General features: G+C 70.8%; 23 protein-coding genes. 18 read left to right on the forward strand and 5 right to left on the reverse strand.

Annotated elements, in window-relative coordinates; all coding sequences use genetic code 11:
- Positions 1–2 precede the first annotated feature (2 nt).
- Positions 3–650 carry a methyltransferase gene (locus MRBLWS13_RS00115; RefSeq protein ID WP_349427070.1) on the reverse strand — a complete coding sequence of 216 codons (648 nt, stop codon included), beginning with the start codon at positions 648–650 and terminating at the stop codon, positions 3–5.
- A 104-nt stretch (positions 651–754) separates the two neighbouring features.
- On the opposite strand from MRBLWS13_RS00115, the gene hflX reads away from it, so the two are divergent.
- The gene (gene hflX, locus MRBLWS13_RS00120) at positions 755–2,272 is read left to right on the forward strand and encodes a GTPase HflX (RefSeq protein ID WP_349427071.1); all 1,518 of its coding nucleotides are present in this window, start codon (positions 755–757) and stop codon (positions 2,270–2,272) included.
- 52 nt (positions 2,273–2,324) lie between these two features.
- Here the strand turns inward: hflX and MRBLWS13_RS00125 are convergent, their stop codons facing one another.
- Positions 2,325–4,286 (reverse strand): prolyl oligopeptidase family serine peptidase, encoded by a 1,962-nt coding sequence (locus MRBLWS13_RS00125; protein ID WP_349427072.1) that lies wholly within the window; start codon positions 4,284–4,286, stop codon positions 2,325–2,327.
- 275 nt (positions 4,287–4,561) lie between these two features.
- Here MRBLWS13_RS00125 and MRBLWS13_RS00130 point away from each other — a divergent pair, with 275 nt between their 5' ends.
- Together MRBLWS13_RS00130 and metE are read left to right on the forward strand one after the other, a co-directional pair.
- On the forward strand, positions 4,562–5,524 hold the full coding sequence (locus MRBLWS13_RS00130) for a methylenetetrahydrofolate reductase (RefSeq protein ID WP_349427073.1): 963 nt from the start codon (positions 4,562–4,564) through the stop codon (positions 5,522–5,524).
- Between the two features lie 95 nt (positions 5,525–5,619).
- Positions 5,620–7,950 carry a 5-methyltetrahydropteroyltriglutamate--homocysteine S-methyltransferase gene (gene metE, locus MRBLWS13_RS00135; protein ID WP_349427074.1) on the forward strand — a complete coding sequence of 777 codons (2,331 nt, stop codon included), beginning with the start codon at positions 5,620–5,622 and terminating at the stop codon, positions 7,948–7,950.
- Here the strand turns inward: metE and MRBLWS13_RS00140 are convergent.
- Complete coding sequence (locus MRBLWS13_RS00140) at positions 7,947–9,485, reverse strand: hypothetical protein (RefSeq protein ID WP_349427075.1); 1,539 nt, start codon at positions 9,483–9,485, stop codon at positions 7,947–7,949. The genes metE and MRBLWS13_RS00140 overlap by 4 nt on opposite strands.
- 106 nt (positions 9,486–9,591) lie before the next feature.
- Positions 9,592–10,272 (reverse strand): transcriptional repressor LexA, encoded by a 681-nt coding sequence (gene lexA, locus MRBLWS13_RS00145; RefSeq protein WP_349427076.1) that lies wholly within the window; start codon positions 10,270–10,272, stop codon positions 9,592–9,594.
- 383 nt (positions 10,273–10,655) lie between these two features.
- On the opposite strand from lexA, the gene MRBLWS13_RS00150 reads away from it, so the two are divergent.
- The 7 genes from MRBLWS13_RS00150 (at position 10,656) to MRBLWS13_RS00180 (ending at position 16,605) form a co-directional block, all read left to right on the forward strand.
- Positions 10,656–11,000 (forward strand): LysM peptidoglycan-binding domain-containing protein, encoded by a 345-nt coding sequence (locus MRBLWS13_RS00150; protein ID WP_349429118.1) that lies wholly within the window; start codon positions 10,656–10,658, stop codon positions 10,998–11,000.
- Positions 11,001–11,071: 71 nt separating this feature from the next.
- Complete coding sequence (locus MRBLWS13_RS00155) at positions 11,072–12,166, forward strand: histidinol-phosphate transaminase (RefSeq protein ID WP_349427077.1); 1,095 nt, start codon at positions 11,072–11,074, stop codon at positions 12,164–12,166.
- Positions 12,163–12,771: an imidazoleglycerol-phosphate dehydratase HisB gene (gene hisB, locus MRBLWS13_RS00160; protein WP_349427078.1), complete on the forward strand. Its 609-nt coding sequence runs from the start codon at positions 12,163–12,165 to the stop codon at positions 12,769–12,771. Before MRBLWS13_RS00155 ends, hisB begins: the two co-directional genes overlap by 4 nt.
- Positions 12,768–13,439, forward strand: a complete 672-nt coding sequence (gene hisH / locus MRBLWS13_RS00165) for an imidazole glycerol phosphate synthase subunit HisH (RefSeq protein WP_349427079.1) — start codon at positions 12,768–12,770, stop codon at positions 13,437–13,439. Before hisB ends, hisH begins: the two co-directional genes overlap by 4 nt.
- A gap of 73 nt (positions 13,440–13,512) precedes the next feature.
- Positions 13,513–14,259 carry a bifunctional 1-(5-phosphoribosyl)-5-((5-phosphoribosylamino)methylideneamino)imidazole-4-carboxamide isomerase/phosphoribosylanthranilate isomerase PriA gene (gene priA / locus MRBLWS13_RS00170; protein ID WP_349427080.1) on the forward strand — a complete coding sequence of 249 codons (747 nt, stop codon included), beginning with the start codon at positions 13,513–13,515 and terminating at the stop codon, positions 14,257–14,259.
- Positions 14,243–15,034: an SseB family protein gene (locus tag MRBLWS13_RS00175; protein WP_349427081.1), complete on the forward strand. Its 792-nt coding sequence runs from the start codon at positions 14,243–14,245 to the stop codon at positions 15,032–15,034. Before priA ends, MRBLWS13_RS00175 begins: the two co-directional genes overlap by 17 nt.
- A 176-nt stretch (positions 15,035–15,210) precedes the next feature.
- Entirely contained in the window at positions 15,211–16,605 is a 1,395-nt protein-coding gene (locus tag MRBLWS13_RS00180; protein ID WP_349427082.1) for an aminotransferase class V-fold PLP-dependent enzyme, read from the forward strand.
- Between the two features lie 115 nt (positions 16,606–16,720).
- On the opposite strand, the gene MRBLWS13_RS00185 is transcribed toward MRBLWS13_RS00180, so the two are convergent.
- Positions 16,721–17,089, reverse strand: coding sequence for a DUF1844 domain-containing protein (locus MRBLWS13_RS00185; RefSeq protein WP_163620451.1), 369 nt, complete (start codon positions 17,087–17,089; stop codon positions 16,721–16,723).
- A 348-nt stretch (positions 17,090–17,437) separates the two neighbouring features.
- On the opposite strand from MRBLWS13_RS00185, the gene infC reads away from it, so the two are divergent.
- From infC to MRBLWS13_RS00225, 8 genes are all read left to right on the forward strand, one after another.
- On the forward strand, positions 17,438–18,112 hold the full coding sequence (gene infC, locus MRBLWS13_RS00190) for a translation initiation factor IF-3 (RefSeq protein ID WP_349429119.1): 675 nt from the start codon (positions 17,438–17,440) through the stop codon (positions 18,110–18,112).
- A 70-nt stretch (positions 18,113–18,182) separates the two neighbouring features.
- Positions 18,183–18,377, forward strand: a complete 195-nt coding sequence (rpmI, locus tag MRBLWS13_RS00195; RefSeq protein WP_349427083.1) for a 50S ribosomal protein L35 — start codon at positions 18,183–18,185, stop codon at positions 18,375–18,377.
- Between the two features lie 30 nt (positions 18,378–18,407).
- Positions 18,408–18,791, forward strand: a complete 384-nt coding sequence (gene rplT, locus MRBLWS13_RS00200) for a 50S ribosomal protein L20 (protein ID WP_045297244.1) — start codon at positions 18,408–18,410, stop codon at positions 18,789–18,791.
- 309 nt (positions 18,792–19,100) lie between these two features.
- Positions 19,101–19,901, forward strand: a complete 801-nt coding sequence (locus tag MRBLWS13_RS00205; protein ID WP_349427084.1) for an RNA methyltransferase — start codon at positions 19,101–19,103, stop codon at positions 19,899–19,901.
- A 150-nt stretch (positions 19,902–20,051) separates the two neighbouring features.
- Complete coding sequence (locus tag MRBLWS13_RS00210; protein ID WP_349429120.1) at positions 20,052–20,780, forward strand: amino acid ABC transporter ATP-binding protein; 729 nt, start codon at positions 20,052–20,054, stop codon at positions 20,778–20,780.
- Between the two features lie 62 nt (positions 20,781–20,842).
- The gene (locus MRBLWS13_RS00215) at positions 20,843–21,757 is read left to right on the forward strand and encodes a glutamate ABC transporter substrate-binding protein (RefSeq protein WP_349427086.1); all 915 of its coding nucleotides are present in this window, start codon (positions 20,843–20,845) and stop codon (positions 21,755–21,757) included.
- A 72-nt stretch (positions 21,758–21,829) separates the two neighbouring features.
- Positions 21,830–22,486 (forward strand): amino acid ABC transporter permease, encoded by a 657-nt coding sequence (locus MRBLWS13_RS00220; protein WP_349429121.1) that lies wholly within the window; start codon positions 21,830–21,832, stop codon positions 22,484–22,486.
- Positions 22,483–23,382 carry an amino acid ABC transporter permease gene (locus MRBLWS13_RS00225; RefSeq protein ID WP_349427087.1) on the forward strand — a complete coding sequence of 300 codons (900 nt, stop codon included), beginning with the start codon at positions 22,483–22,485 and terminating at the stop codon, positions 23,380–23,382. Before MRBLWS13_RS00220 ends, MRBLWS13_RS00225 begins: the two co-directional genes overlap by 4 nt.
- Positions 23,383–23,389: the final 7 nt, after the last annotated feature.

Below are 23,389 nucleotides of genomic sequence, written 5' to 3' on the forward strand. Positions count from 1 at the left end.
GCTCAGAGTTCGGGCAGCGCGATCGGCTCGCTCTGGGGCGAGCCGTGGCGCCGCACCTTGAGCACCCGGAATCCGCGCGCCGTCGCGGCGCGGTAGACGCTGAAGCGACGATCGAGCGTCGACGCGAGCCATCGCTGCAGCGAGTCCGACCCGAGATTGCGCTGGACCACCAGCCAGGCGTCGGCGCGCTCGTCGAGGCGGGGGATCCACCGCTCGAGCAGGCCGTGCAGCTCGTTCTTGCCGACGCGGATGGGGGGATTCGAGCGGATGGTGCGGAACACGACGTCGTCGGGAACATCGTCGGGCAGCGCGGCGTTGACATTCGTGAGCCCGAGATCCGCCGCGTTGCGCCGCACGAGGTCCAGTGCTCGTTCGTTCACGTCGACGGCCCACACGGTCGCGTGCGGGGCATCGAGTGCGAGGCTGAGTGCGATCGGTCCCCACCCGCAGCCGAGGTCGAGGAAGTTCCCTCCAGCCGGCGGCGGGGGAGTGTTCGACAGCAGCACCGCGGTTCCCGAGTCCACATGGTCGGGGCTGAAGACGCCCCCTGCTGTGGTGACCTCGAGATCGCGTCCGGCCAGCGAGACGCGGATGCGGCGCAGATTCTCGGGGCTGGCGGGCGTCGCACTGAAATAGTGGTCGCTCCCCATGGCTGACGAGCCTAGCGGAGGTGCTCCCCGGGAGGGGAGCGTAGAATTCACGGATGCCGCGAACCGGCCGATGAGCGTCGGAAAAGGCATCCCGAAAGGAACACATGACGGATACGACGACACCCCAGAGCACCGACGAGACGCCGGTCGACCCGGTGGATCGCGTGCTGGCGCGCGCCGAAGCGCGCTCGGGGGTGCACGTCTTCGGAGCCGCCCAGGCGCTCCAGGACGAGACCACGATCGGGCGCGCAGACACCGACGGCGAGCAGTGGGACCGCGAGGAGCGTGCCGCGCTGCGCCGCGTTCCGGGGCTCTCCACCGAGCTCGAGGACGTCACCGAGGTCGAGTACCGCCAGCTGCGACTCGAGAACGTCGTGCTGGTCGGCGTGCACGCGCAGGGCGAGACGGAGGACGCCGAGAACTCGCTGCGCGAGCTGTCGGCGCTGGCCGAGACCGCCGGCGCCGTCGTGCTCGACGGCGTGCTGCAGCGGCGGCCGCACCCGGATCCCGCGACCTACGTGGGACGCGGCAAGGCCGAGGAGCTGCGCGACATCGTCGCCGCCGTGGGCGCCGACACCGTGATCGCCGACACCGAACTCGCACCGAGCCAGCGACGTGCACTCGAGGACGTGGTAAAGGTGAAGGTGATCGACCGCACGACGGTGATCCTCGACATCTTCAGCCAGCACGCCAAGAGCCGCGAGGGCAAGGCGCAGGTCGAGCTCGCACAGCTCGAGTACCTGCTCCCGCGCCTGCGCGGCTGGGGTGACTCGATGAGCCGCCAGGCCGGTGGCCAGGTGGGCGCTGGCGGCGCGGGCATGGGCTCGCGCGGACCCGGTGAGACGAAGATCGAGCTCGATCGTCGTCGCATCCGCACGCGGATGGCCATGCTGCGCCGGCAGATCCGCGAGTTCGCACCGGCGCGCGACGCCAAGCGCGCCGAGCGCAAGCGGAACACGATCCCCTCGGTCGCGATCGCCGGGTACACGAACGCCGGCAAGTCGTCGCTGCTGAACCGGCTGACGAGCGCGGGCGTGCTGGTCGAGAACGCCCTCTTCGCGACGCTGGACGCGACCGTCCGGCGCAGCGAGACGAGCGACGGCCGCGTCTACACGCTCACCGACACCGTCGGGTTCGTGCGCAACCTGCCGCACCAGCTGGTCGAGGCGTTCCGCTCGACGCTCGAAGAGGTCGGCGATGCCGACGTCATCGTGCACGTGGTCGACGGCTCGCACCCGGATCCGGCCGCCCAGCTCGCAACGGTGCGTGACGTGATCGGCGATGTCGGGGCGCGCGACATCCCCGAGCTGATCGTGTTCAACAAGGCTGATCTCGTCGACGACGACACCCGTCTGCTGCTGCGCGGTCTCGAGCCGAAGGCGATCTTCGCGTCGTCGCGCACCGGCGAGGGCATCGAAGAGCTCCGGACGGCGATCGAGGACGCGCTGCCGCTTCCGGCGGTGGAGGTGCGCGCACTGGTGCCGTACGACCGCGGCGACCTGGTGTCCGCCATCCACGAGCAGGGCATGATCCTGTCGCAGGAGCACGAGGAGGGCGGCACGGCCGTCCACGCTCGCGTAGGCGAGCATCTCGCCGCGCGTCTCGCTCCGTTCGAGGTCTGACGCGCGTCGTCCCGCTCCTGCCGTGCGCAGGAGCGGGACGGCACGCGCGCGTTCAGGCGAGATCGAGCCGCGGTACGCCCGGCGTCTCGAACCCGAGCACCTGGCCGAGGAACGACAGCTCGGCCTCCATCGTGCGCACGAGCGTGTCGGCGCTGCGGAAGCCGTGGCCTTCACCCTCGAACGCCAGGTACGCGTGCGGGACGCCGTTCGCCGCGAGGGCGTCGCGCACGGCCTCCGACTGCGAGGGCGGCACGACCCGATCCTCCAGCCCCTGCTCGATCAGCAGCGGTGTCCGCATCCGGTCGAGGTGCGTCAGCGGCGACCGCTCGACGTACAGCTCCTCGGCCTCGGGGAGCGGGCCGACCATCCCGTCGAGATAGCGGGCCTCGAAGTCGTGGGTGTCTTCGGCGAGACGGCGCAGGTCCGCGACGCCGTAGCGGCTGATGCCCGCGGCGAAGGCGTCCGAGTTCGCGAGTGCGCAGAGCACCGTCCATCCGCCGGCCGAGCCTCCTGCGACGGCCAGACGACTCCCATCGGCCCTGCCCGACGCGGCCAGGCCGCGCGCAGCAGCGACCACGTCGTCGACGTCGACGACGCCCCACTGTCCGAGCAGGCGCTCCCGGTAGGCGCGCCCGTACCCGCTCGAGCCGCCGTAGTTGACGTCGAGCACGCCGATGCCGCGGCTCGTCAGGTAGGCGATCTTGCCGGATGCCGCGCCGCCGACGTGATCGGTCGGCCCGCCGTGGACGAAGACCACGTACGGCGGCTTCTCGTCGCCGGGCCCAACGACGCGCGGGTTGGTCGGCGGGTAGTCGAACGCGTGCACGGGTCCATGCGGCCCGGGCACGGTGACGGCGCGCGCCCGCGGCATCCACTCCGCGCCCCAGGGTGAGGCGCCGCCGACGACCAGCCGCGCCGCTCCGGGGTCGTCGACGTCCAGCTCCCAGAGCCCGGCACCGCCGGAGCCGGCGCCAGAGACCAGAACGCGGCGGCCGCGGGCGTCCTCGATCGAGAGCCGCGTGACGGCGTCGAGCGGCAGCACGCGCGCCGTTCCGTCGGGGTCGATCAGCACGAGCGCGTCCGACCCGTCGGTCTGCACCGCGACGACGCGGCCGTCGCCCAGGGCCGTGAACCAGCGGGTGCCGAGCACCCACAGCGGCCCACCGGTGTCGGCATCGCCCGGCGCGACCTGTTCGTGGTGAAGGTCGGCCGTGAGCCGAAGGCGCCACAGGTTCCACCTGCCGGTCGGGTCGTCGGCGTACAGCAGGTCGTCGTCGCCGACCCACACCGGCTGCAGCGGCGAGTGCGCCTCGGCGGGAGCCGATTCGCCGCCCGCCACGGTCGTCCACTCCACGACCTCACCGCCGTCGAGTCGCCCGACGCGCAGCTCGGCGCGGTCCCAGGCCATGTTCGGGTGGTTCCAGGCGATCCACGCGAGGTGCGCACCGTCGGGCGAGAGCGCGGGGTGGGCGACGAAGTCGCTGCCGCCGGCGAGCGACGTGAGGCGTTCGGGATGCTGCAGCGCGGAGCCGTCGAGGGGGACGACGACGATGTCGCGCACCGGCGCGGCACCCGCCGTGTGGTCCTCCCGCACGCCCAGCAGCCGGCCGTGCTCCAGCGTGAGCCCCCCGTAGCGGACGTCGCCGGCGTCGGGCGTGAGCGGGCGCGGCTCGTCGTCGGGGGCGAGGCGCCAGATGCGCTGGTCGGCCTTCTCCACGAAGTAGAGCACGCCGTCGTCGTCGGCGGTCCACGATCCGCCGCCGTACTCGTGCACGCGCGACCGCGCACTCCACGGCGCCGGGAGCACATCGACGACGGCGCCGGATGCCGCCCGCCGGCGCACGGCGGAACGTCCGCCCTCCTCGGCGACGGACTCGCCCCACCAGACTTCGGACCGGCGGCTGCCGCTGCCGACGAAGCGGGCGCCCTCGAGGCGGGGAGATGCGGCCGACACCTCCGCCGCGGCGATCGGAGAGGGCCAGCTGCCGTACGGGAGAACGTCGGGTGTCGTCACGCAGACCACGGTACGACCAACGGTGCGCGTCGCGCGATCGAAACAGAAGGTCACAGGAGGCCGGACGCGGGACTGCTCCGCTACCGTGGACGCATCGACGCCCGGTCGTCCGCGAGGACGCCCCCGAAACTGGGGGTTCCGGGCAGGAGCGACAGCCGAGCCCGGCACCCGCCCGCGATGACACCCCTTCCGCCGCACGGCGGAGGCGAGGTGCCGCGGCCGTCCGGGTCTTCCCGTTCGGCTGAGCCCGAGTCCGATCCCTGAGAAGCAGGCCCATGTCCATCGACCTGAGCACTCCTCCCGTGCCGATCTCGTTCGAGGTGTACCCGCCCCGATCCGATGCCGGCGTCGCCGCCCTCCACGAGACCATCCGCCATCTGGCGTCCGTCGACCCCCGGTTCATCTCGGTGACCTACGGCGCGGGCGGCTCGACGGGCGGCCGCTCGCTCGAGCTGCTGACCCACATCCTCCGCGAGACCCACGTCGAGCCGCTTGCGCACCTGACGTGCGTGGGCAACACCTACGCGGGCGCCAACACGCTGATCCGGGAGTTCCTGGATGCCGGCATCACGAGCTTCCTCGCCCTGCGCGGCGACCCGCCGGCCGGGGCCTCCGAGGATGACGCCTTCCTGGGCGACCTCTCAAGCGCCGCCGAGCTCGTGCAGTTGATCGGCCGGGTGCAGGCCGAGCGCGAGCCGTACACCGAGGCGCTGATCCCGGGTGTGCCGGGAGCCGTGCGCGTCGAGAAGCGGGCGCAGGTCGACATCGCGGTCGCGGCATTCCCGAACGGTCACCCCCGCTCGCGCCACGCGCTCGAGGACATCGACGCCCTCCTCGCCAAGCAGGCGGCGGGCGCCACGCTCGCGATCACCCAGCTGTTCTTCCACGCCGACGACTATCTCGCTTTCGTGGCGCGTTCGCGCGACGCCGGAGTGACGATCCCGATCCTCCCCGGCATCATGCCGATCACCTCGGGCGCTCGGCTGCGCCGCGTGCTCGAGCTGACGGGGGAGCAGCTGCCCGCGGACCTCGCCATCGCGCTCGACCTCGAGCCGACCGCGGAAGGGCAGCGCGAGGTGGGCATCGCGCACGCCGCGCGCCTCGCCCGCGAAGTCGTGGACGGCGGCGCGCCCGGCATCCATCTGTACGCGTTCAACAACCACGACACGGTGCTCGACGTGCTGCGTGAAGCCGGGGTGCTCGCCTCGGCGACGCGAATGCCCGACGCCGTCCACTGACCCGGACGCCGCGATCCGTCGGATGCCCCGACGGTCTCTTCGGCGACCCCCGAGATCCCCCACTCCGAGATGAACGAAGCGAAAGAGAGAGCACGATGACCGAACCCCGCATCACCTTCCCCCACGGCACGATCCTGGGCTATCCCCGGATCGGGCGCCGCCGCGAGCTGAAGCGCGCGGTCGAGGCGTATTGGTCCGGCCAGACCGACGCCGAGACCCTCGAGCAGACCGCGGCCGGACTGCGCCGCGCGACGCGCGAGCGCCTCGCCGGGCTCGGCCTCGGTCGCGACGACTCGTCGATCCCGGAGTCGTTCTCGTTCTACGACCAGGTGCACGACGCGGCCGTCACGGTCGGCGCGCTGCCCGACCGGTTCGGCGCGCTTCGCGATGCCGACGGCGGCATCGGCCTGGACGCGTACTTCACCGCCGCGCGCGGTGCGGGCGAGGACGCCCCCCTCGAGATGACCAAGTGGTTCGACACGAACTACCACTACCTCGTGCCCGAGGTCGGCCCCGAGACGGTCTTCGCCCTCTCGAGCGACCGCTTCGCGCGCCAGGTGGCAGAGGCGAAGGCTGACGGATTCACCGTTCGCCCGGTGATCGTGGGCCCGGTGACGCTCCTCGCGCTCGCGAAGCCGACGGATGCCGCGCCCCGGGGCTTCGACCCCCTCAGCCGGCTCGACGACCTGCTGCCGGTGTACGCGGAGCTGCTGGCGAGTCTGCGGGCCTCGGGCGCTGAGTGGGTGCAGCTGGACGAGCCTGCGCTCGTCAGCGAGAGCCTGCCGGCCGACGCGGCCGCGCTGGCGGATGCCGCCGCCCGCGCATACGCCGCGCTGGGGGTACGTGGCGACCGGCCCGCGGTCCTCGTCGCGGCCGGCTATGCGCAGTTGTCGACCGAGGCGTGGACGGCGCTCGCGGCCGCTCCTATCGAGGCGGTCGCCATCGATCTGACCCGCGGCGCGGTGCCCGAGGCTGTGCCGGGCCTGGAGCGCAAGACGCTCGTGGGCGGGGTCGTCGACGGCCGCAACGTGTGGCGAGGCGATCTCGACGCCGCGTGGGAGCGGCTGCAGGCGCTGCACGCGCTCGGAGCGTCGGAGATCAGCGCGGGCACTTCGACCTCGCTGCAGCATGTGCCGCACGACGTCGAGGACGAGACGACGCTCGACCCGCGCCTGGTGACGTGGCTGGCTTTCGCCGACCAGAAGGTGGCGCAGGTGGCGAGCCTCGCGCGCGGACTGGTCAGTGGCCGTCCGGCCATCGCGGATGTGCTGGCCGAGGCATCCGCCGCGCTCGCGGATCGGCGCAGTGCGCCCGGCGTGCGCGACGGAGCGGTGCGGGAGCGGGCGTCGGTGCTCGGCGCGGACGACTTCACCCGCGGCGACTACGACGACCGCGTCGCGGCGCAGGAGGTCGAGCTCGCCCTCCCGGTCCTGCCGACGACCACGATCGGATCATTCCCCCAGACCGGCGACATCCGGCGCGCGCGTGCGCGGCACGGCCGCGGTGAGCTCAGCGCCGACGAGTACGAGAGCTTCCTGCGCGATGAGATCGCGCAGGTGGTGACGCTGCAGGAGGACATCGGGCTCGATGTTCTCGTGCACGGCGAGGCCGAGCGCAACGACATGGTGCAGTACTTCGCCGAGAACCTCGAGGGCTTCGCGGTCACCGAGAACGGCTGGGTGCAGTCGTATGGCTCGCGCGCGACCCGCCCGTCGATCCTGTGGGGCGACGTCGCGCGTCCCGAGGCGATCACCGTCGCGTGGTCCGCCTTCGCGCAGTCGCTGACCGACAAGCCGATGAAGGGGATGCTGACCGGTCCGGTGACGATCCTGGCGTGGTCGTTCGTCCGCGACGACCAGCCGCTGGGGGAGACGGCGAACCAGGTGGCGCTCGCCCTTCGCGACGAGATCGCCGACCTCGAAGGCGCCGGCATCCGCGTCATCCAGGTCGACGAGCCGGCGCTGCGCGAACTGCTGCCGCTCAAGCGCGCCGACCAGCCCGTCTACCTGGAGTGGTCGGTCGGCTCGTTCCGCCTCGCGACCGCCGGCGCTGCGCCGGCCACGCAGGTGCACACGCACCTCTGCTACTCGGAGTTCGACGTCGTGATCGACGCGATCGCGGCGCTGGACGCCGACGTGACCTCGATCGAGGCGGCCCGCAGCCGCGGCGAGGTGATCGGAGACATCGCGACGTCCGGCTTCGCCGCCGGCATCGGACCGGGCGTCTACGACATCCACTCGCCGCGCGTACCGTCGGTGGACGAGATCACTCAACTCCTCGACCGCACGGTCGCCGAGCTGCCGCTGCGCCGCGTCTGGGTCAATCCGGACTGCGGGCTGAAGACCCGCGGGTACGACGAGACCGTGGCGTCGCTGAAGAACCTCGTGGCGGCGACGCAGGCGGTGCGGGCGACCGTGCCGGCCTAGGAGCCCTTCTTCGATCCGGATGCCGCGGCCGCGTCGGTCGCGACATCCGTCTCGATCACGAGAGTGTCGGCGTCGGGGTCGGCGGGATCGCCGTCGACGATCACGACGGTGTCGGCCTCGCCGTCGACGGCAGGCGCCGACTCGGCGGCGCCTGCGGCAGATGCCGCCTCGTCGGCGAGTGCAGCGGCGGCCGCGGCCTCTTCGGGACGGCGCTGCAGCAGCTCGAACACCCACCAGACGATGAGCCACACGACGAGCACGAGGAACACCTCGCCGACCGAGAGCGGGCGCAGGAGCATCAGCCACACGATGGCCAGGGCGCCGAGCGCGATCCGCACGAGCACGCGCTGGGCGTAGAGCCACGCGCCGAACCGGCCCGTGTCGACACCGCGCTTGAGCAGGGCACCCCGCGCGCCGGCGTTGATGGAGGCGACGCCGCCACGCGCGGCGCGTGCGCCCCGCCAGCGGCCCGACATCCAGGCGATGACGGCGATCACCACGCCCAGCAGGGTGAGGACCACCGCGGTGTCGCGCATCGCCGATGTGATCTGTTCGTACATCGACGCGAGGGCGCCCGCCGGAACACCGAGGTTCGGCGCGCTGAGCGCGAGGATCGACCCGCCGATGCCCAGGCCCATCGCCAGCACGCCGGCGCCGAGCGCGATGCCGATGCCGGTGCCCAGACCGGCGGTGGACCGTCGCCGTGCGATGAGGATGCCGGCGAGGAAGAGCACCAGCGCGACGATCGGGGTCCACCAGCCCGCGGCGACCGCGAGGTTGTAGACGGTGCCGACGACGGTGAGCGCGTCGCTCTGCGCGACCACGATCGTCCTGTCGATGACCGGGATCGACTCGGCGAACCCGATCCCGCGGTCGACGAGCCGCTTCTTGACCTCTTCGATGATCGGCCCGAGCTGGATGCCGACCTCGCCGTTCTCGCCGATGACCACCGCACCCGAGGAGGTGCCGCCGGCGGCGACCGCCGCGAGCGATCGGTGGCTCGCGCGCAGCGCCGTCTCCCACACATCCGCGAAGGCGTCGGACTCCACCAGCCGGGTGACCGTGGTGTCGACGAGGTTCTGGAGGCCCTGGGCGGCGGGCGCGCGGAGCAGGTCGAGTGCGGCGAGAGCGCGCGGCGGCAGGTCGAGCTGCTGGATGCCGTCGAACAGGTCGTTGGTGAGGCCTTCGAGGTCGAGGGAGTCCTCGATGGCGACGGTCACCTGATCGGCGACCATCGCCTGCACCTGCGGGTCGTCGGCGAGCGGTGCGAACGTCTCGACGAATCGCGTCTCGTCGACGAGTTCGACGCGCGCCCAGGCGGCGACGATGGAGACCGGCACGAGGATCGTCGCGATGACGATGCACAGCGCCGACAGGAAGGCTCGCCAGCGGTTGCCGTGCGGCCTGTCCGTGGCCGCGGCCGTCACCGGTGGTGAGGGCCGCGTCTCGGCGCGCAGGCGGGCGTTCTCGGCTTCGAGGGCGTCGAGGCGCGCGCGGAGCGCGGCAGTCTCGTCTGCGGCGGTGAGGTCGGTCATTCCCCCCTTATAGCGCCTGCGGATGACGCACCGCCACCCACCTCGCGGTTCGGCGTCGAACTCCGGCCTCGAACGCGTCCGACACCGGGATCCGTCGGCGCGAGGTTCAGACGGCGCGCAGTACCGCGACGACCTTGCCGAGCACCGTGGCCTCGTCGCCCAGAATGGGCTCGAACGCGGAGTTGCGGGGGAGCAGCCACGTGTGGCCGTCGCGCTGACGGAACGTCTTGACCGTCGCCTCGCCGTCGAGCATCGCGGCGACGATCTCGCCGTTGTCCGCGGTGGCCTGCGACCGTACGACGACCCAGTCGCCGTCGCAGATGGCCGCGTCGATCATCGACTCGCCCGACACCTTCAGCATGAACAGGTCGCCCTTGCCGACGAGCTGGCGGGGGAGCGGGAAGATCTCCTCGACCTGCTGCTCGGCCGTGATGGGCACGCCGGCGGCGATGCGGCCGACGAGGGGCACCAGTGCGGCATCGCCCACGGAGGGCGAGGTGTCGGCGGGGCTCTCGGTCGCGGTGCCGGGCAGGTCGATCAGCACCTCCATCGCGCGGGTCTTGCCCGCGTCGCGACGCAGGTAGCCGCTCAGCTCGAGCTGGTTGAGCTGGTGGGTGACGCTGGAGAGCGACTTCAGGCCCACCGCGTCGCCGATCTCGCGCATGCTCGGCGGGTAGCCGTGCCGTGCGATCGACCGCTGGATCACCTCGAGGATCGCCAGCTGCTTGTCGCTGAGGCTCTTGCGCCGACGAGTCTGGGGCTTGTCTCGCCCGGCCGCGTCGCTCATCTTCCGGCTCCGTCCTGCGCTCGGCGGTGGAGCGCTGTTTCTTCGAATGTCGGAGGCCCGTGGTGGGGTTCTCGTATCGAAACCGTATCCGGATCGCGGGCATCTGGGGAACAACCCGGCCGCGTGTCGCGTTCGAGAGATCGCCGCCCGGATCCGGTATTGACATCCTACAGACTCGAAGATAGCTTCGGAAGAGAGGTTCGCATTCTCCACTCCCGGCCGAGTGGAGAATGCGAATCTCTCCCCATCAGGAGGAGCCCAGCATGACCGCGATCGACTTCACGGCATCCGTCCCGTCGCCGACGCGCGCCGCGCGTGTCGCGGCGCGGCGCGTGCACGGCACGGCACGGCAGCTCGCCGGGGGCACTCCGCAGCAGGCGTCCATGCGACCGGCGGCCGCGCCGTCGACGCGACTGCGCCTCACGATCCGTGGCCGGAGGGTGCTGGCCGCGATCGCCGCTCTGCCCGCCGTCATCGCGCTGAGCGCCGCTGTCATCGGCGGCGGCGCGGCTCTGGCCTCGCGTGACGCGGGCGCGCCCGCAGGTTCGTTCAGCACGGTGACCGTGGCTGACGGCGACTCGCTGTGGAGCATCGCGGAAGACATCGCCCCCGATCGCGATCCGCGCGACGTCGTCGATGAGCTCGTGCGACTGAACGCTCTCGACAGCGTCGTCGTGCAGGCCGGTCAGAGCATCGCGATCCCGGCAGCCTACGACAGCGGACGCTGAGCCGCTCCCGTCGGTCGGGTGACCGTCGCCCGGCGTCACGCGGCGGTCGAGCAGCACCGCACGCGCCTACCATGGGAGAGGTGAGTGCACGTCTCGAAGACCTCCCCATACGCGCCGATCTCCGCGGCCAGAAGCCGTACGGTGCCCCGCAGGCGCCGCTGCCGGTGGCCCTCAATGTCAACGAGAACACGCATCCCGTTCCGCCGGAGGTCGCCGACGACATCCTGGACTCGATCGCGCGGGCGCTCAGCGATGTGAACCGGTATCCCGACCGCGAGTTCACAGCCCTGCGCGAGGGCTTCGCCGGCTATCTCGGCCACGGCCTCACCCGCGACGAGATCTGGGCGGCCAACGGCTCGAACGAGGTGCTTCAGCACATCCTGCAGGCGTTCGCCGGACCGGGCCGCACGGCCTTCGGCTTCGCACCCACCTACTCGATGTATCCGCTGCTCACCCGCGGTACCGGTGCCGAGTGGATCTCGGGCACCCGCGCGGCCGACTACTCGATCGCGGCGGACGATGCCGCGGCCCAGGTGTCGGATGCCTCTCCCGACGTGGTGTTCCTGTGCTCGCCGAACAACCCCACCGGCACCCCGCTCGGACTCGACGTGGTGGAGGCCGTGTACGAGGCGACGGACGGCATCGTGATCGTCGACGAGGCGTACTTCGAGTTCGCGCCGCACGACGAGCGGTCCGCCCTGACGCTGCTGCCCGATCGCGAGCGGCTTGTCGTGTCGCGCACCATGAGCAAGGCGTTCGCGTTCGCGGGTGCGCGCGTGGGCTACATGGCGGCCGACCCGGCGCTCATCGATGCGCTCCGGCTGGTGCGCCTGCCGTATCACCTCAGCGCGCTCACGCAGGCGGCGGCGACCGCGGCGCTGCGGCACGCGCCCACGATGCTGGGCATGGTCGACGAGATCGTCGCGCAGCGCGACCGCATCTCGGCGACGGTCGAGGCGCTCGGCTACACGCCCCACGAGTCGTGGACGAACTTCGTGCTGTTCGGGGGAGTAGCCGACCCGGCGGCCACGTGGCATGCCCTCTACGACGAGGGGGTGCTCATCCGCGACGTCGGCATCCCGGCGCACCTGCGGGTCACGGCGGGCACCGACGAGGAGACGACCGCCTTCCTCGACGCCCTCGCCTCGGTAGGATCGGCGGCATGAGCGCCGCACCACGAACCGCCTCGCTGCGACGGGCGACGAGCGAGTCGACCGTCGAGCTCGAGCTCGATCTCGACGGCACGGGCCGCAGCCGCATCGACACGACGGTGCCGTTCTTCGACCACCTGCTCACGGCGTTCGCCAAGCACGCGCTCACCGATCTGACGGTGCGGGCCTCGGGCGACACCGACATCGACGCCCACCACACGGTGGAGGACATCTCGATCGTGCTGGGCCAGGCGATCCGCGAGGCCCTCGGCGACAAGTCCGGCATCTCGCGGTATGGCGACGCCCTCGTGCCCCTCGACGAGGCGCTCGCGCAGGCCGTCGTCGACATCAGCGGCCGCCCCTACCTCGTGCACACCGGCGAGCCTGCAGGCTTCGAGCACCACCTCATCGGCGGCCACTTCACGGGGTCCCTCGTGCGCCACACGTTCGAGGCCATCTCGTACAACGCCGCGCTCACGGTCCACGTGCGGGTGCTGTCGGGCCGCGACCCGCACCACATCGCCGAGGCCGAGTACAAGGCCTTCGCGCGCGCGTTCCGCCAGGCGAAGGCGCACGACCCGTTGGTGCACGGCATCCCGAGCACGAAGGGCGCCCTGTGAGCGAAAGCACGCCCTCCCGCGGCGAGCGGCCGCTCGTGGCCGTCCTCGACTACGGGTCGGGGAACGTGCACTCGGCCGTCAAGGCGCTGGTCGCGGCGGGCGCGGATGCACGACTGACGGCTGATCGTGGCCTGATCCGCGACGCCGACGGCCTCTTCGTGCCGGGTGTCGGCGCCTTCCGCGCTGTGGCGGAGGCGCTGCGCGCCAGCCGCGGTGACGAGCTCATCGAGCGTCGCCTCGCCGGCGGACGCCCGGTGCTCGGGGTCTGCGTCGGCATGCAGATCTTCTTCGAGCGCGGCGTCGAGCGCGGCGTCGACACCGAGGGACTCGGTGAATGGCCGGGTGTCGTCACCGAGCTCGACGCACCCGTCCTGCCGCACATGGGCTGGAACACCGTCGAGCCCGGCGAGGGCACACGCCTCTTCCGCGGCATCGAGCACGAGCGGTTCTACTTCGTGCACTCGTTCGGTGCCCAGAAGTGGCTGCTCGACGTCCAGCCGCCGTTCCCCCAGCCGGTCCTGACCTGGTGCGACTACGGCGCACCGTTCCTCGCAGCGGTCGAGAACGGCCCGCTGTCGGCCACTCAGTTCCACCCCGAGAAGTCGGGGGATGCCGGCATCCGACTGCTGGCGAATTGGATCGACGGGCTTCGCAGGGCTAGCCTCTGAGACCGTGCCGTCTGCGGGAGCGCGTGCTTCCGGGATCCGCCCCCCACAGCTTTCGATGCCTGAACCAGGAGCCATGAACGATTTCGCGTCCACACCCAAGCTCGTCCTCCTGCCCGCCGTCGACGTCGCCGACGGCAAGGCCGTCCGCCTGACGCAGGGCGAGGCGGGTACCGAGACGAACTACGGCGATCCCGTCGACGCCGCGCTCGACTTCGCACGGCAGGGCGCCGAGTGGATCCACCTCGTCGACCTCGACGCCGCCTTCGGCCGCGGCAGCAACGTCGGCGTGCTCCGCAAGGTGATCAAGCAGGTCAAGGGCGTGCAGGTCGAGCTGTCGGGCGGCATCCGCGACGATCGCACCCTCGAGGCTGCGCTCGAGAGCGGTGCGTCGCGGATCAACCTCGGCACGGCCGCGCTCGAGAACCCCGAGTGGGCTGCCGACGTCATTGGCCGCTACGGCGACGCGATCGCGGTGGGCCTCGACGTGCGCGGCACGACCCTGGCCGCCCGCGGGTGGACCCGCGAGGGCGGCGACCTGTGGACGGTCCTCGACCGTCTCGAGTCGGCCGGCTGCAGCCGGTACGTCGTCACCGACGTCACCAAGGACGGCACTCTCAAGGGTCCGAACCTCGACCTGCTGCGTGAGCTCACCTCGCGCACGCCGAAGCCGGTCGTCGCCTCGGGTGGCGTGTCGAGCCTCGACGACATCGCAGCACTGCGCGATCTCGTCCCGCTCGGTGTCGAGGGAGCGATCGTGGGCAAGGCGCTGTACGCCGGCGCGTTCACGCTCGCCGAGGCGCTGGATGTCGCCGGATACTGATCCTCCTGCCGTCCCGGGTCACGGACCCGGCGGCGACTCCGCCGGCGTGCCCTGGGAGGGGCGCAGCTTCCAGTCGAACCCGCATGCCTCCGACGACGGCTCCGCCGACCCGGCGCTGCTGGCGGCACTCACCGCGTTCCGCGCGGGCTCGGGCGGGCAGCGAGAGGTGATCGACGCCTACCGGGCGGCCCGCCTGCTCATCCCGCTCGTCGCCGAGAAGGGCGACCACGGCATCGGCGCCCACGGCCTCGAGGTCGACAAGACCCAGGAGCTGTCGATCGTCACCGTGGCCGCGCCCGACGGGCGCCGGGTGCTGCCGGTGTTCTCGTCCGTGGATGCGATGAAGCGATGGGATGCCGAGGCCCGGCCGGTTCCCGCCGACGGCGTCCGCACCGCGCTGTCGGCCGCCGCGGACGACACCGATCTCATCGTGCTCGACCCGGGCTCCGACACCGAGTTCGTCATCCGTCGCCCAGCCGTGTGGGCGATCGGCCAGGGAAAGCCGTGGGAGCCGAGCTTCCTGTCGCCCGAGGTCTTCGCCGGACTGCACGACAGCATCGGCGGCGAGCTGGCGGTCATCGATCTGTCCGTGGAGCCCGGCGACCCCGACGCACGCCTCCGCGGGCCGGAGCTCGTGGTGCGCCTTCACCTGATGGACGGCCTCGAGAAGGACGAGCTCGACGCCGTGCTGGCGCGGCTCGCCTCGCGGTGGGCCGCGGATGACCGCATCGCGGTGCTCGTCGACTCGCTCACGGTCAAGCTCGTCCGCGCCTGAGCCGGCGTAACCGACCCCCGTGCGGCGGGGCCCATCCCCTCAGGCTCAGGCTCAGGGCTCAGGGCTCAGGGCTCAGGGCTCAGGCTCAGCCTCACGCTCGGGCTCAGCCGTTCGCCTCGGCTCTTGCGGCCGGGACCGCGCGCGGCGGATGATCGGGTCGGCGAAGGGGGCCCGGCATGGACGACGGCGTGACCGTGGAGCAGTACCGGGAGGCGCTCGAGGTCGCCCATCGACACGCGTTGAGCTGGCTGGAGGCGCTGGCCGATCGCCCGATCCGTCCGGAGACCGACGCCGACGGGATTCTGACGAGACTGCCCGACGTCCTGCCCGATGAGGGGATGCCGCCGACGGCGGTGGTCGAGGAGCTCGCGGACGCAGCCGGGCCGGGTCTCATCGCGCTCGGCTCGCCGCGGTTCTATGGCCTGGTCATCGGCGGGACCTACCCGGCTGCGCTCGCCTCGGATTGGCTGGTTTCGGCGTGGGATCAGAACGCCGGTGCGCGGCAGCTGACCCCGGCGGCTGCCGCGGTCGAGGAGGTCGCCGCCTCCTGGCTCCTCGAACTGCTCGGCCTGCCCGCCGGGAGCGGTGTGGGATTCGTGACGGGTGGGACGATGGCCAACTTCACGTGCCTCGTCGCGGCACGTGACGCCGTCGTGCGCGGCGCCGGCGCGGACCCCGCGGCCGGAATCCAGCAGGCACCCGTCATCCGCTTCCTCGCGGGCGACGCCGTCCATGTGTCGATGGTGCTGGCAGGTCGGCTCGCAGGTCTGGGAGCGCCGAGGACCGTCGGCGCAGATGATCAGGGGCGGATCGATGTCGGCGGGCTCGAGCGGGCGCTCGCCGAGGGAACGGGGCCGGCCATCGTCGCGCTGCAGGCGGGCGACGTGCACTCGGGTGCCTTCGACGACTTCGCGAACGCGGTCGAGGTCGCCCACAGAGGCGGCGCCTGGGTGCACGTCGACGGGGCGTTCGGCCTCTGGGCAGCCGCGAGCCCGCGCCTGAAGCGCCTCGTCGCCGGACTCGCCGGCGCCGATTCGTGGGCCACCGACGCGCACAAGACGCTCAATGTGCCGTACGACTGCGGCGTCGCGATCGTGCGCGACGAGGCCGCGATGACGGCTGCGCTCGGGGCGCACGCCGCGTATCTGCCCGCGATCATGAGCGTCTCCGATCCGTACGACCGCGTCCCCGAGTTCTCGCGCCGCGCGCGGGGCGTGCCGGTCTGGGCGGCGCTGCGCTCCCTCGGCAGGGACGGCGTGGTGGCGCTGATCGACGGGCTGGCGGATGCCGCGGCGACGCTCGCCGCCGGGTTCGGCGAGATTCCCGGCCTCGAGGTGCTCAACGACGTCGTGTTCACCCAGGTGTGCCTCGCCGCGCCGGACGACGCGATGACCGCGGCGCTGGGGGAGTGGCTGCGCGACGAGGGGACGGTCTGGGCCTCGTCATCGGTGTGGCGCGGCCGCACGGCGGTGCGCTTCGCGGTGAGCAATCACGGCACCGATGCCGAAGCCGTGCGCCGCACGGTGGACGCCGTGGCGCGCGGCGCCGCCGCGCTGGGCATCGAAGGCTGAGCGCGATCGCGGCCGTCGTCAGGTCTGCCTGCCGTGGGTGTCGACGCGCTTCGCTCGCTCAACCTTGACCCGTCGCACACAACGCTCGCTGGCGCTCGCATCGACCCGCGACACGTCAAGTGACCGGGCCGGTCCACTTCTCGCCGGGGCCCTTGCCGATCGGATCGGGGATCACGGATGCCTCGCGGAACGCCAGCTGCACCGAACGCAGGCCGTCGCGCAGCGAGCGTGCGTGCATGTCGCTGATCTCGGGGGCGCCCGCGGTGATGAGGCCGGCCAGGGCGTTGATGAGCTTGCGCGCCTCGTCGAGGTCGGTCTGCGTCGCGGGGTCGTCGGCGAGGCCGACCTTGACCGCGGCAGCGCTCAGCAGGTGCACGGCGGCGGTCGTGATGACCTCGACGGCCGGCACCTCGGCGATGTCGCGCGAGGCGGACGCCGCGGCGCGCTCCTGCTCTTCCCAGCGGGCCTGACGCTCGGCATCCACCGCCGTCGTGCTCGTCGTATCGCCGTCCTGGTCTCGAATCGTGTCCACGCCGTCCTCTCTGATAGACTGCTGCGGTCTCCGGTGCGTTCTGTACCGGATCGGAAAGTGGATCACATCCCACCCGCGCTTGCCGTTCCAGGCTACCGGGTCATGCACTCCGCCCCGACCGTCCTGCGGCCACGCAGAAACGGGAGGGGTAGCCGCCAGGGCAACCGCGCGGGAGCTCCGTCACAGGAGAGGGTGCAGGAAGTCGGCGCTCGAAGCGTCTGACGGGTGGAGTGGATCTCCCTCCGCCCGCGACATGAACATGTGTCGCGGTGGTCCAACCCATAACCCAAGGAGTTCCGCATCAGCGATCCCCGCACCAACGACCGCATCCGCGTCCCCGAGGTCCGCCTCGTCGGACCCGCGGGTGAGCAGGTCGGCGTCGTCCGCATCGAGGTGGCGCTGCGCCTGGCCCAGGAGGCCGACCTCGATCTCGTCGAGGTGGCCCCGAACTCGAAGCCGCCCGTGGTCAAGATCATGGACTACGGCAAGTTCAAGTACGAGGCTGCGCAGAAGGCCAAGGAAGCGCGTCGCAATCAGGCGAACACCGTCCTCAAGGAGGTCCGGTTCCGTCTGAAGATCGAGGCCCACGACTACATAACCAAGCTCAAGCGCGCCGAGGGCTTCCTGCAGGCGGGCGACAAGGTCAAGGCGATGATCCTGTTCCGTGGCCGCGAGCAGTCGCGCCCCGAGCAGGGTGTGCGTCTCCTCCGCAAGTTCGCGGAGGACGTCGCCGAGTTCGGCACGGTCGAGTCCAACCCGACGATCGACGGCCGCAACATGGTGATGGTGGTCGCCCCGCACAAGAACAAGTCCGAGGTGAAGACCGAACAGAACGCGCAGCGCGCCGCCAACAAGGAGGCAGCACGTTCCGCCCGCAGCGGCGGTGGCCCGCAGGGCGACGCCGACTCGGAGAGCTCCGACACCGCAGCCGAGACAGCTCCGGCCGCCGAGTCCGAGACCGCCACGGCCGAATAGGCCCCACAGACTCCCGCACCGCGGGATACCGACTCCCGCCTGGGCGGGAAGTGAAACGAAGGAAGAAGAGATGCCGAAGCAGAAGACCCACTCGGGCGCCAAGAAGCGCTTCAAGGTCACAGGCACCGGGAAGCTCATGAAGCAGCAGGCGAACCTTCGCCACAACTTCGAAGGCAAGCCCAGCCGCCGTACCCGCCGCCTGTCGCAGGACCAGGTCCTCGCGAAGGGCGACGCCAAGGTCGCCAAGAAGCTCCTCGGCCTCTGAGCGCCGACGCAGGAATAGGAATCAATCGAAATGGCTAGAGTCAAGCGGGCCGTCAACGCCCACAAGAAGCGTCGCGTCATCCTCGAGCGCGCCTCCGGTTACCGGGGTCAGCGCTCGCGTCTGTACCGCAAGGCGAAGGAGCAGGTCACCCACTCGCTCGTCTACGCGTACCGCGACCGTCGCAAGCGCAAGGGCGACTTCCGCCGTCTGTGGATCCAGCGCATCAACGCCGCTGCCCGCCAGAACGGCATCACGTACAACCGCTTCATCCAGGGCCTCGGCCTCGCGGGTGTGCAGGTCGACCGTCGCATGCTCGCCGAGCTCGCGGTGAACGAGCCCAAGACGTTCGCGTCGCTCGTCCAGACCGCCAAGAAGGCGCTGCCCGAGAACGTCAACGCTCCGAAGAGCGCCTGACGCCGGTTCGACGTCTCGAAAGGGGCGTCCTCCTCACGGAGGGCGCCCCTTTTCACGTCCGCCGCCCCGCGTTCCCTACTCCGTCGCTCCCGCGTTCCCTGCTCCGTCGCTCCCGCGTTCCCTGCTCCGCCGCTCCCGCGTTCCCTGCTCCGTCGCTCCGCGCTGGCGGCGAGACCCCACCCGACGGACGAGACCCCGGGGTTCTCCCACCGTCTCGTCCGTGCGCTGGGGTCTCGCGCTGGGGTCTCGCGCTGAGGCGGCGGCGGAATCCGTGGCGGCGGGAGGATGCCGCGACCCTAGACTGATGCCGTGCTCGAGAACCCTCGCTCTCCGCGTGTCCGCGCCGTCGCGAAGCTGACCAAGCGGAGCGCCCGTCAGGAGACGGGGCTGTTCCTGCTCGAGGGGCCGCAGGCGGCCCGCGAGGCGCTGGCGTACCGTCCGGAGACGCTCGTGGAGATCTTCGCCACGCCGTCCGCACTCGAGAAGCACACCGACCTGCGCGACGCCGCGATGGATGCCGGTCTGGAGGTCGTGTACACGACCGAGGCGGTGCTCGACGCGATGGCCGACACCGTGACGCCCCAGGGGATCGTCGCCGTCGCCCGGCAGTCGCCGACGTCGGTCCGCGACGTGTTCGCGGCGTCACCGCGCCTCGTCGCGATCTGCGAGGAGGTCCGCGACCCGGGCAACCTCGGCACCATCATCCGCGCGGCCGACGCCGCCGGGGCGGATGCCGTCATCCTCACCGGGCGCACGGTCGACCCTTACAACCCGAAGGTCGTCCGCGCGACGACCGGCTCGCTCTTCCACGTGCCGGTCGCCGTCGGCGTCGACCTCGCGACGGCGGTCGAGAAGGCCCGCGCGGCCGGAGTCCGCGTCATCGCGGCCGACGTCGGGGGAGGGGACTTCCTCGCCGCCCGCGACGTGCTCGCCGAGCCGACCGCGTGGCTGTTCGGCAACGAGGCCCGCGGCCTCGACGACGACGCCCTCGCGCTGGCGGACCTCTCGCTGCGACTGCCGATCTACGGCGCCGCCGAGTCGCTGAACCTCGCGACGGCCGCCAGCGTGTGCCTGTACGAGACCGCCTTCGCGCAGCGCGCCGCCGGTTGACCCTGCGCTGTTCCCGCGCTGTTACAACACGGTAAAGACGCGGCGCGCTACTGGTAGAGCCTCCCCGCGGCGCCATAGGGTGACCGTATGACGACGCCCGATGACAGCTCGCCGAAGACGTCGAACATCAACGTCCGTCGCGGCGATCCCCTGGTCCAGATCACCGACGTGCAGAAGCACTACGGCGACTTCCAGGCACTCAAGGACATCGACCTGACGGTCAATCGCGGCGAGGTCGTCGTGGTGATCGGCCCGTCGGGGTCTGGAAAGTCCACCCTGTGCCGCACGATCAACCGCCTCGAGACGATCACGAGCGGCACCATCACGATCGACGGCAAGGAGCTTCCCAAGGAGGGGAAGGAGCTGGCGACGCTGCGCGCGGACGTCGGCATGGTGTTCCAGTCCTTCAACCTCTTCGCCCACCTGTCGATCCTCGACAACGTCACGCTCGGGCCGCTCAAGGTCAGGGGCATGAAGAAGGCGGATGCCGAGAAGATGGGTCGTCAGCTGCTCGAGCGCGTCGGTGTCGCTCAGCAGGCGGCGAAGCTGCCGGCGCAGCTCTCCGGCGGACAGCAGCAACGCGTCGCGATCGCGCGCGCCCTCGCCATGCAGCCCAAGGTCATGCTCTTCGACGAGCCCACCAGCGCGCTCGACCCCGAGATGATCAACGAGGTGCTCGACGTCATGGTCGGCCTCGCCCAGGACGGCATGACGATGATCGTCGTCACCCACGAGATGGGCTTCGCGCGCAAGGCGGCCGATCGCGTCGTCTTCATGTCCGACGGGCAGATCGTCGAGGAGGCGACCCCGGAGGAGTTCTTCACGAACCCCCGGAGCGACCGCGCGAAAGACTTCCTCTCGAAGCTGCTGACCCACTGAGACTCGCGCCTCACAGCGGCGCGGAAACGAAGAAGACGCATACGCAACCCAGGAGGAATCACATGCGCAAGACACGAATCAGCGCCTCGATCGCGGGAATCGCGCTCGCGGCCATCGCCCTGACCGCTTGCAACAGCGGCACGCCGGGTGCGGACCCGACCGAGGACGGCGGCGACGGCGGCGACGACACCACCGCGCTGTGGGAGGTCGCGACGGACGTCCAGATCGAGGGCAGCCCGACATTCGACGCCATGACCGAGCGTGACGGCGTCATCGTGGGTGTCAAGAACGACCAGCCCGGTCTGGGCTACGAGGATGCCACCACCGGTGAGCGCACCGGCTTCGATGTCGACATCGCACGCTGGATCGCGGCATCCCTCGGATTCGACGAGGACCAGATCGAGTACGTCACCATTCCCTCGGCCAACCGCGAGCAGGCGCTCGTGAACGGGGACATCGACTACTACGTCGGCACCTATTCGATCACCGACACCCGCAAGGAGCTGATCGACTTCGCCGGTCCGTACTTCCTCACGGGTCAGGGCCTGCTCGTCGCGGCCGACAACGAGGACATCAACGGCCCCGACGACCTCGAGGGCAAGATCGTCTGCTCGGTGACGGGCTCGACGCCGCTGCAGCGCATCCGCGACGAGTTCAACCCCGGCGACACCGTCGAGTACGACACGTACTCGCAGTGCGTCGAGCAGCTGCTCGCCGGCTCGGTCGATGCGATCACGACCGACGAGGCGATCCTCGCCGGCTACGTCGCGCAGCGTCCTGACGAGCTGAAGATCGCGGGTGAGCCCTTCAGCGAAGAGCGCTATGGCGTGGGCGTGGCCAAGGGCGACACCGTCATGGTGGAGCACATCAACACGCTGCTGACCGACGGCGGCGACGTCTGGACGGCGCTCTTCGATGAGCACCTGGCGCCCGCCGGCATCACGGGCACGCAGCCCGAGGTCGACCCGGCCTCGTGACGCACGGTGGTGGCGGCGCCTCATGCGTCGCCACCACCTCCCCGGCGGGACGACTACGAGAGGAGTGGGCCGCTGAACGTCATCACCGACAACTGGGATGTCTGGGCCGAAGGCCTGATCGGGACGCTGATCCTGTTCGTCGCGGGAGGGCTGCTGGCTCTCATCCTCGGGATCATCGTGGGCGCGATGCGCGTCTCGCCGATCCCGGTGGCGCGGAGCATGGGGGCGCTCTACGTGAACACGATCCGCAACACCCCGCTCACGCTGGTGTTCTTCGCGTTCGCCTTCGCGCTTCCGCCGCTGCTCGGACTTCGTCTCACTGCCGACGTGTCCCTCACGCTGGCCGTGTGCGCGCTGGGCATCTATACGGCGACATACGTCGCGGAGACGATTCGCTCGGGCATCAACACCGTTCCGGTCGGTCAGGCCGAAGCGGCACGTGCCATCGGCCTCACGTTCGGGCAGGTCATGACGCTGGTCGTCATGCCGCAGGCGTTCCGCTCCGTGATCCCGCCGATGATGAGCGTCTTCATCGCACTGCTGAAGAACACGACCGTAGCCGCAGGCTTCGGCGTGGTGAACCTTGGCGCCGCCCGAAACTACCTGAGCGAGCGCGGTGCCAACCAGATGCTCGTCATCATCTGGGTCATGATCATCTTCGTCGTGCTCGTCCTGCTGCTCTCCTGGGCGCAGCGAGCGCTCGAGAACAAGTGGAGGGTCGCCCGATGAGTTCCGTCCTCTACGACGTTCCCGGACCCCGCGCGATCGTCCGCAACCGCATCCTCGGTGTCATCACCGTCGTCGTGGTCGGCGCGGTCCTGGGCTTCTTCCTCTGGCGGCTGATCGACACCGGCCAGTTCACAGCCGAGAAGTGGCAGGCCTTCACCTACACGAACGTGTGGGTCCAGATCGGCCTGGCCACGCTCCGCACGCTCGCCGCGTTCGCCGTCGCCGCGATCGGCGCACTCATGCTGGGCTTCGCGCTCGCGATCGGCCGGATGTCCGATCACGCGTGGATTCGCGTGCCCGTCGGTGCGGTCGTGGAGTTCCTGCGCGCCGTGCCCGTCCTGGTCTTCATGTTCCTGCTGTACTACGGGCTCCCCGTCATCGGAATCCGGATGGCGCCCTACTGGGCCGTCGTCATCGCGCTCATCGCCTACAACGGCTCGGTTCTCGCCGAAGTCATCCGTGCCGGCGTGGAGTCGCTCCCGCGCGGCCAGAAGGAAGCCGGCTACGCGATCGGCCTTCGCAAGTCCGGCGTCATGCAGCTCGTGCTGCTGCCTCAGGCGATCCGAGCAATGATGCCGGTGATCATCGCCCAGTTGGTCGTGACATTGAAGGACACGGCGCTCGGTTTCATCATCACCTACCCCGAGCTGCTGTTCTACGCACGCTTCATCGGCTCGCAGTCAGAGCTCGGGTCGCCGATCATCCCGGCGACCATGATCGTCGGCGCGATCTACATCGGCCTGTGTCTCATCCTCTCGTTCGTCGCGAACACCGTCGAGAAGCGACTGCGTCGCTCGTCGGTCGGCGTGCGGATCGCGCAAGCCGAGCAACCGACCCAGGAGATCACAGACACCGAGCTCATCGTGACGCAGCGGGGAACGGGGTCAGGCGGCTAAGCCCGCA

The organism is Microbacterium sp. LWS13-1.2, assembly GCF_040144835.1.
GTDB lineage: Bacteria > Actinomycetota > Actinomycetes > Actinomycetales > Microbacteriaceae > Microbacterium.

Bases quoted from the DNA above. Each gene is read 5' to 3' on its own strand.
- MRBLWS13_RS00115 (WP_349427070.1), bottom strand. From the start codon at position 650: ATGGGGAGCGACCACTATTTCAGTGCGACGCCCGCCAGCCCCGAGAAT.
- hflX (WP_349427071.1), top strand. From the start codon at position 755: ATGACGGATACGACGACACCCCAGAGCACCGACGAGACGCCGGTCGAC.
- MRBLWS13_RS00130 (WP_349427073.1), top strand. From the start codon at position 4,562: ATGTCCATCGACCTGAGCACTCCTCCCGTGCCGATCTCGTTCGAGGTG.
- metE (WP_349427074.1), top strand. From the start codon at position 5,620: ATGACCGAACCCCGCATCACCTTCCCCCACGGCACGATCCTGGGCTAT.
- MRBLWS13_RS00140 (WP_349427075.1), bottom strand. From the start codon at position 9,485: ATGACCGACCTCACCGCCGCAGACGAGACTGCCGCGCTCCGCGCGCGC.
- lexA (WP_349427076.1), bottom strand. From the start codon at position 10,272: ATGAGCGACGCGGCCGGGCGAGACAAGCCCCAGACTCGTCGGCGCAAG.
- MRBLWS13_RS00150 (WP_349429118.1), top strand. From the start codon at position 10,656: ATGCGACCGGCGGCCGCGCCGTCGACGCGACTGCGCCTCACGATCCGT.
- MRBLWS13_RS00155 (WP_349427077.1), top strand. From the start codon at position 11,072: ATGGGAGAGGTGAGTGCACGTCTCGAAGACCTCCCCATACGCGCCGAT.
- hisB (WP_349427078.1), top strand. From the start codon at position 12,163: ATGAGCGCCGCACCACGAACCGCCTCGCTGCGACGGGCGACGAGCGAG.
- priA (WP_349427080.1), top strand. From the start codon at position 13,513: ATGAACGATTTCGCGTCCACACCCAAGCTCGTCCTCCTGCCCGCCGTC.
- MRBLWS13_RS00175 (WP_349427081.1), top strand. From the start codon at position 14,243: ATGTCGCCGGATACTGATCCTCCTGCCGTCCCGGGTCACGGACCCGGC.
- MRBLWS13_RS00180 (WP_349427082.1), top strand. From the start codon at position 15,211: ATGGACGACGGCGTGACCGTGGAGCAGTACCGGGAGGCGCTCGAGGTC.
- rpmI (WP_349427083.1), top strand. From the start codon at position 18,183: ATGCCGAAGCAGAAGACCCACTCGGGCGCCAAGAAGCGCTTCAAGGTC.
- rplT (WP_045297244.1), top strand. From the start codon at position 18,408: ATGGCTAGAGTCAAGCGGGCCGTCAACGCCCACAAGAAGCGTCGCGTC.
- MRBLWS13_RS00215 (WP_349427086.1), top strand. From the start codon at position 20,843: ATGCGCAAGACACGAATCAGCGCCTCGATCGCGGGAATCGCGCTCGCG.
- MRBLWS13_RS00225 (WP_349427087.1), top strand. From the start codon at position 22,483: ATGAGTTCCGTCCTCTACGACGTTCCCGGACCCCGCGCGATCGTCCGC.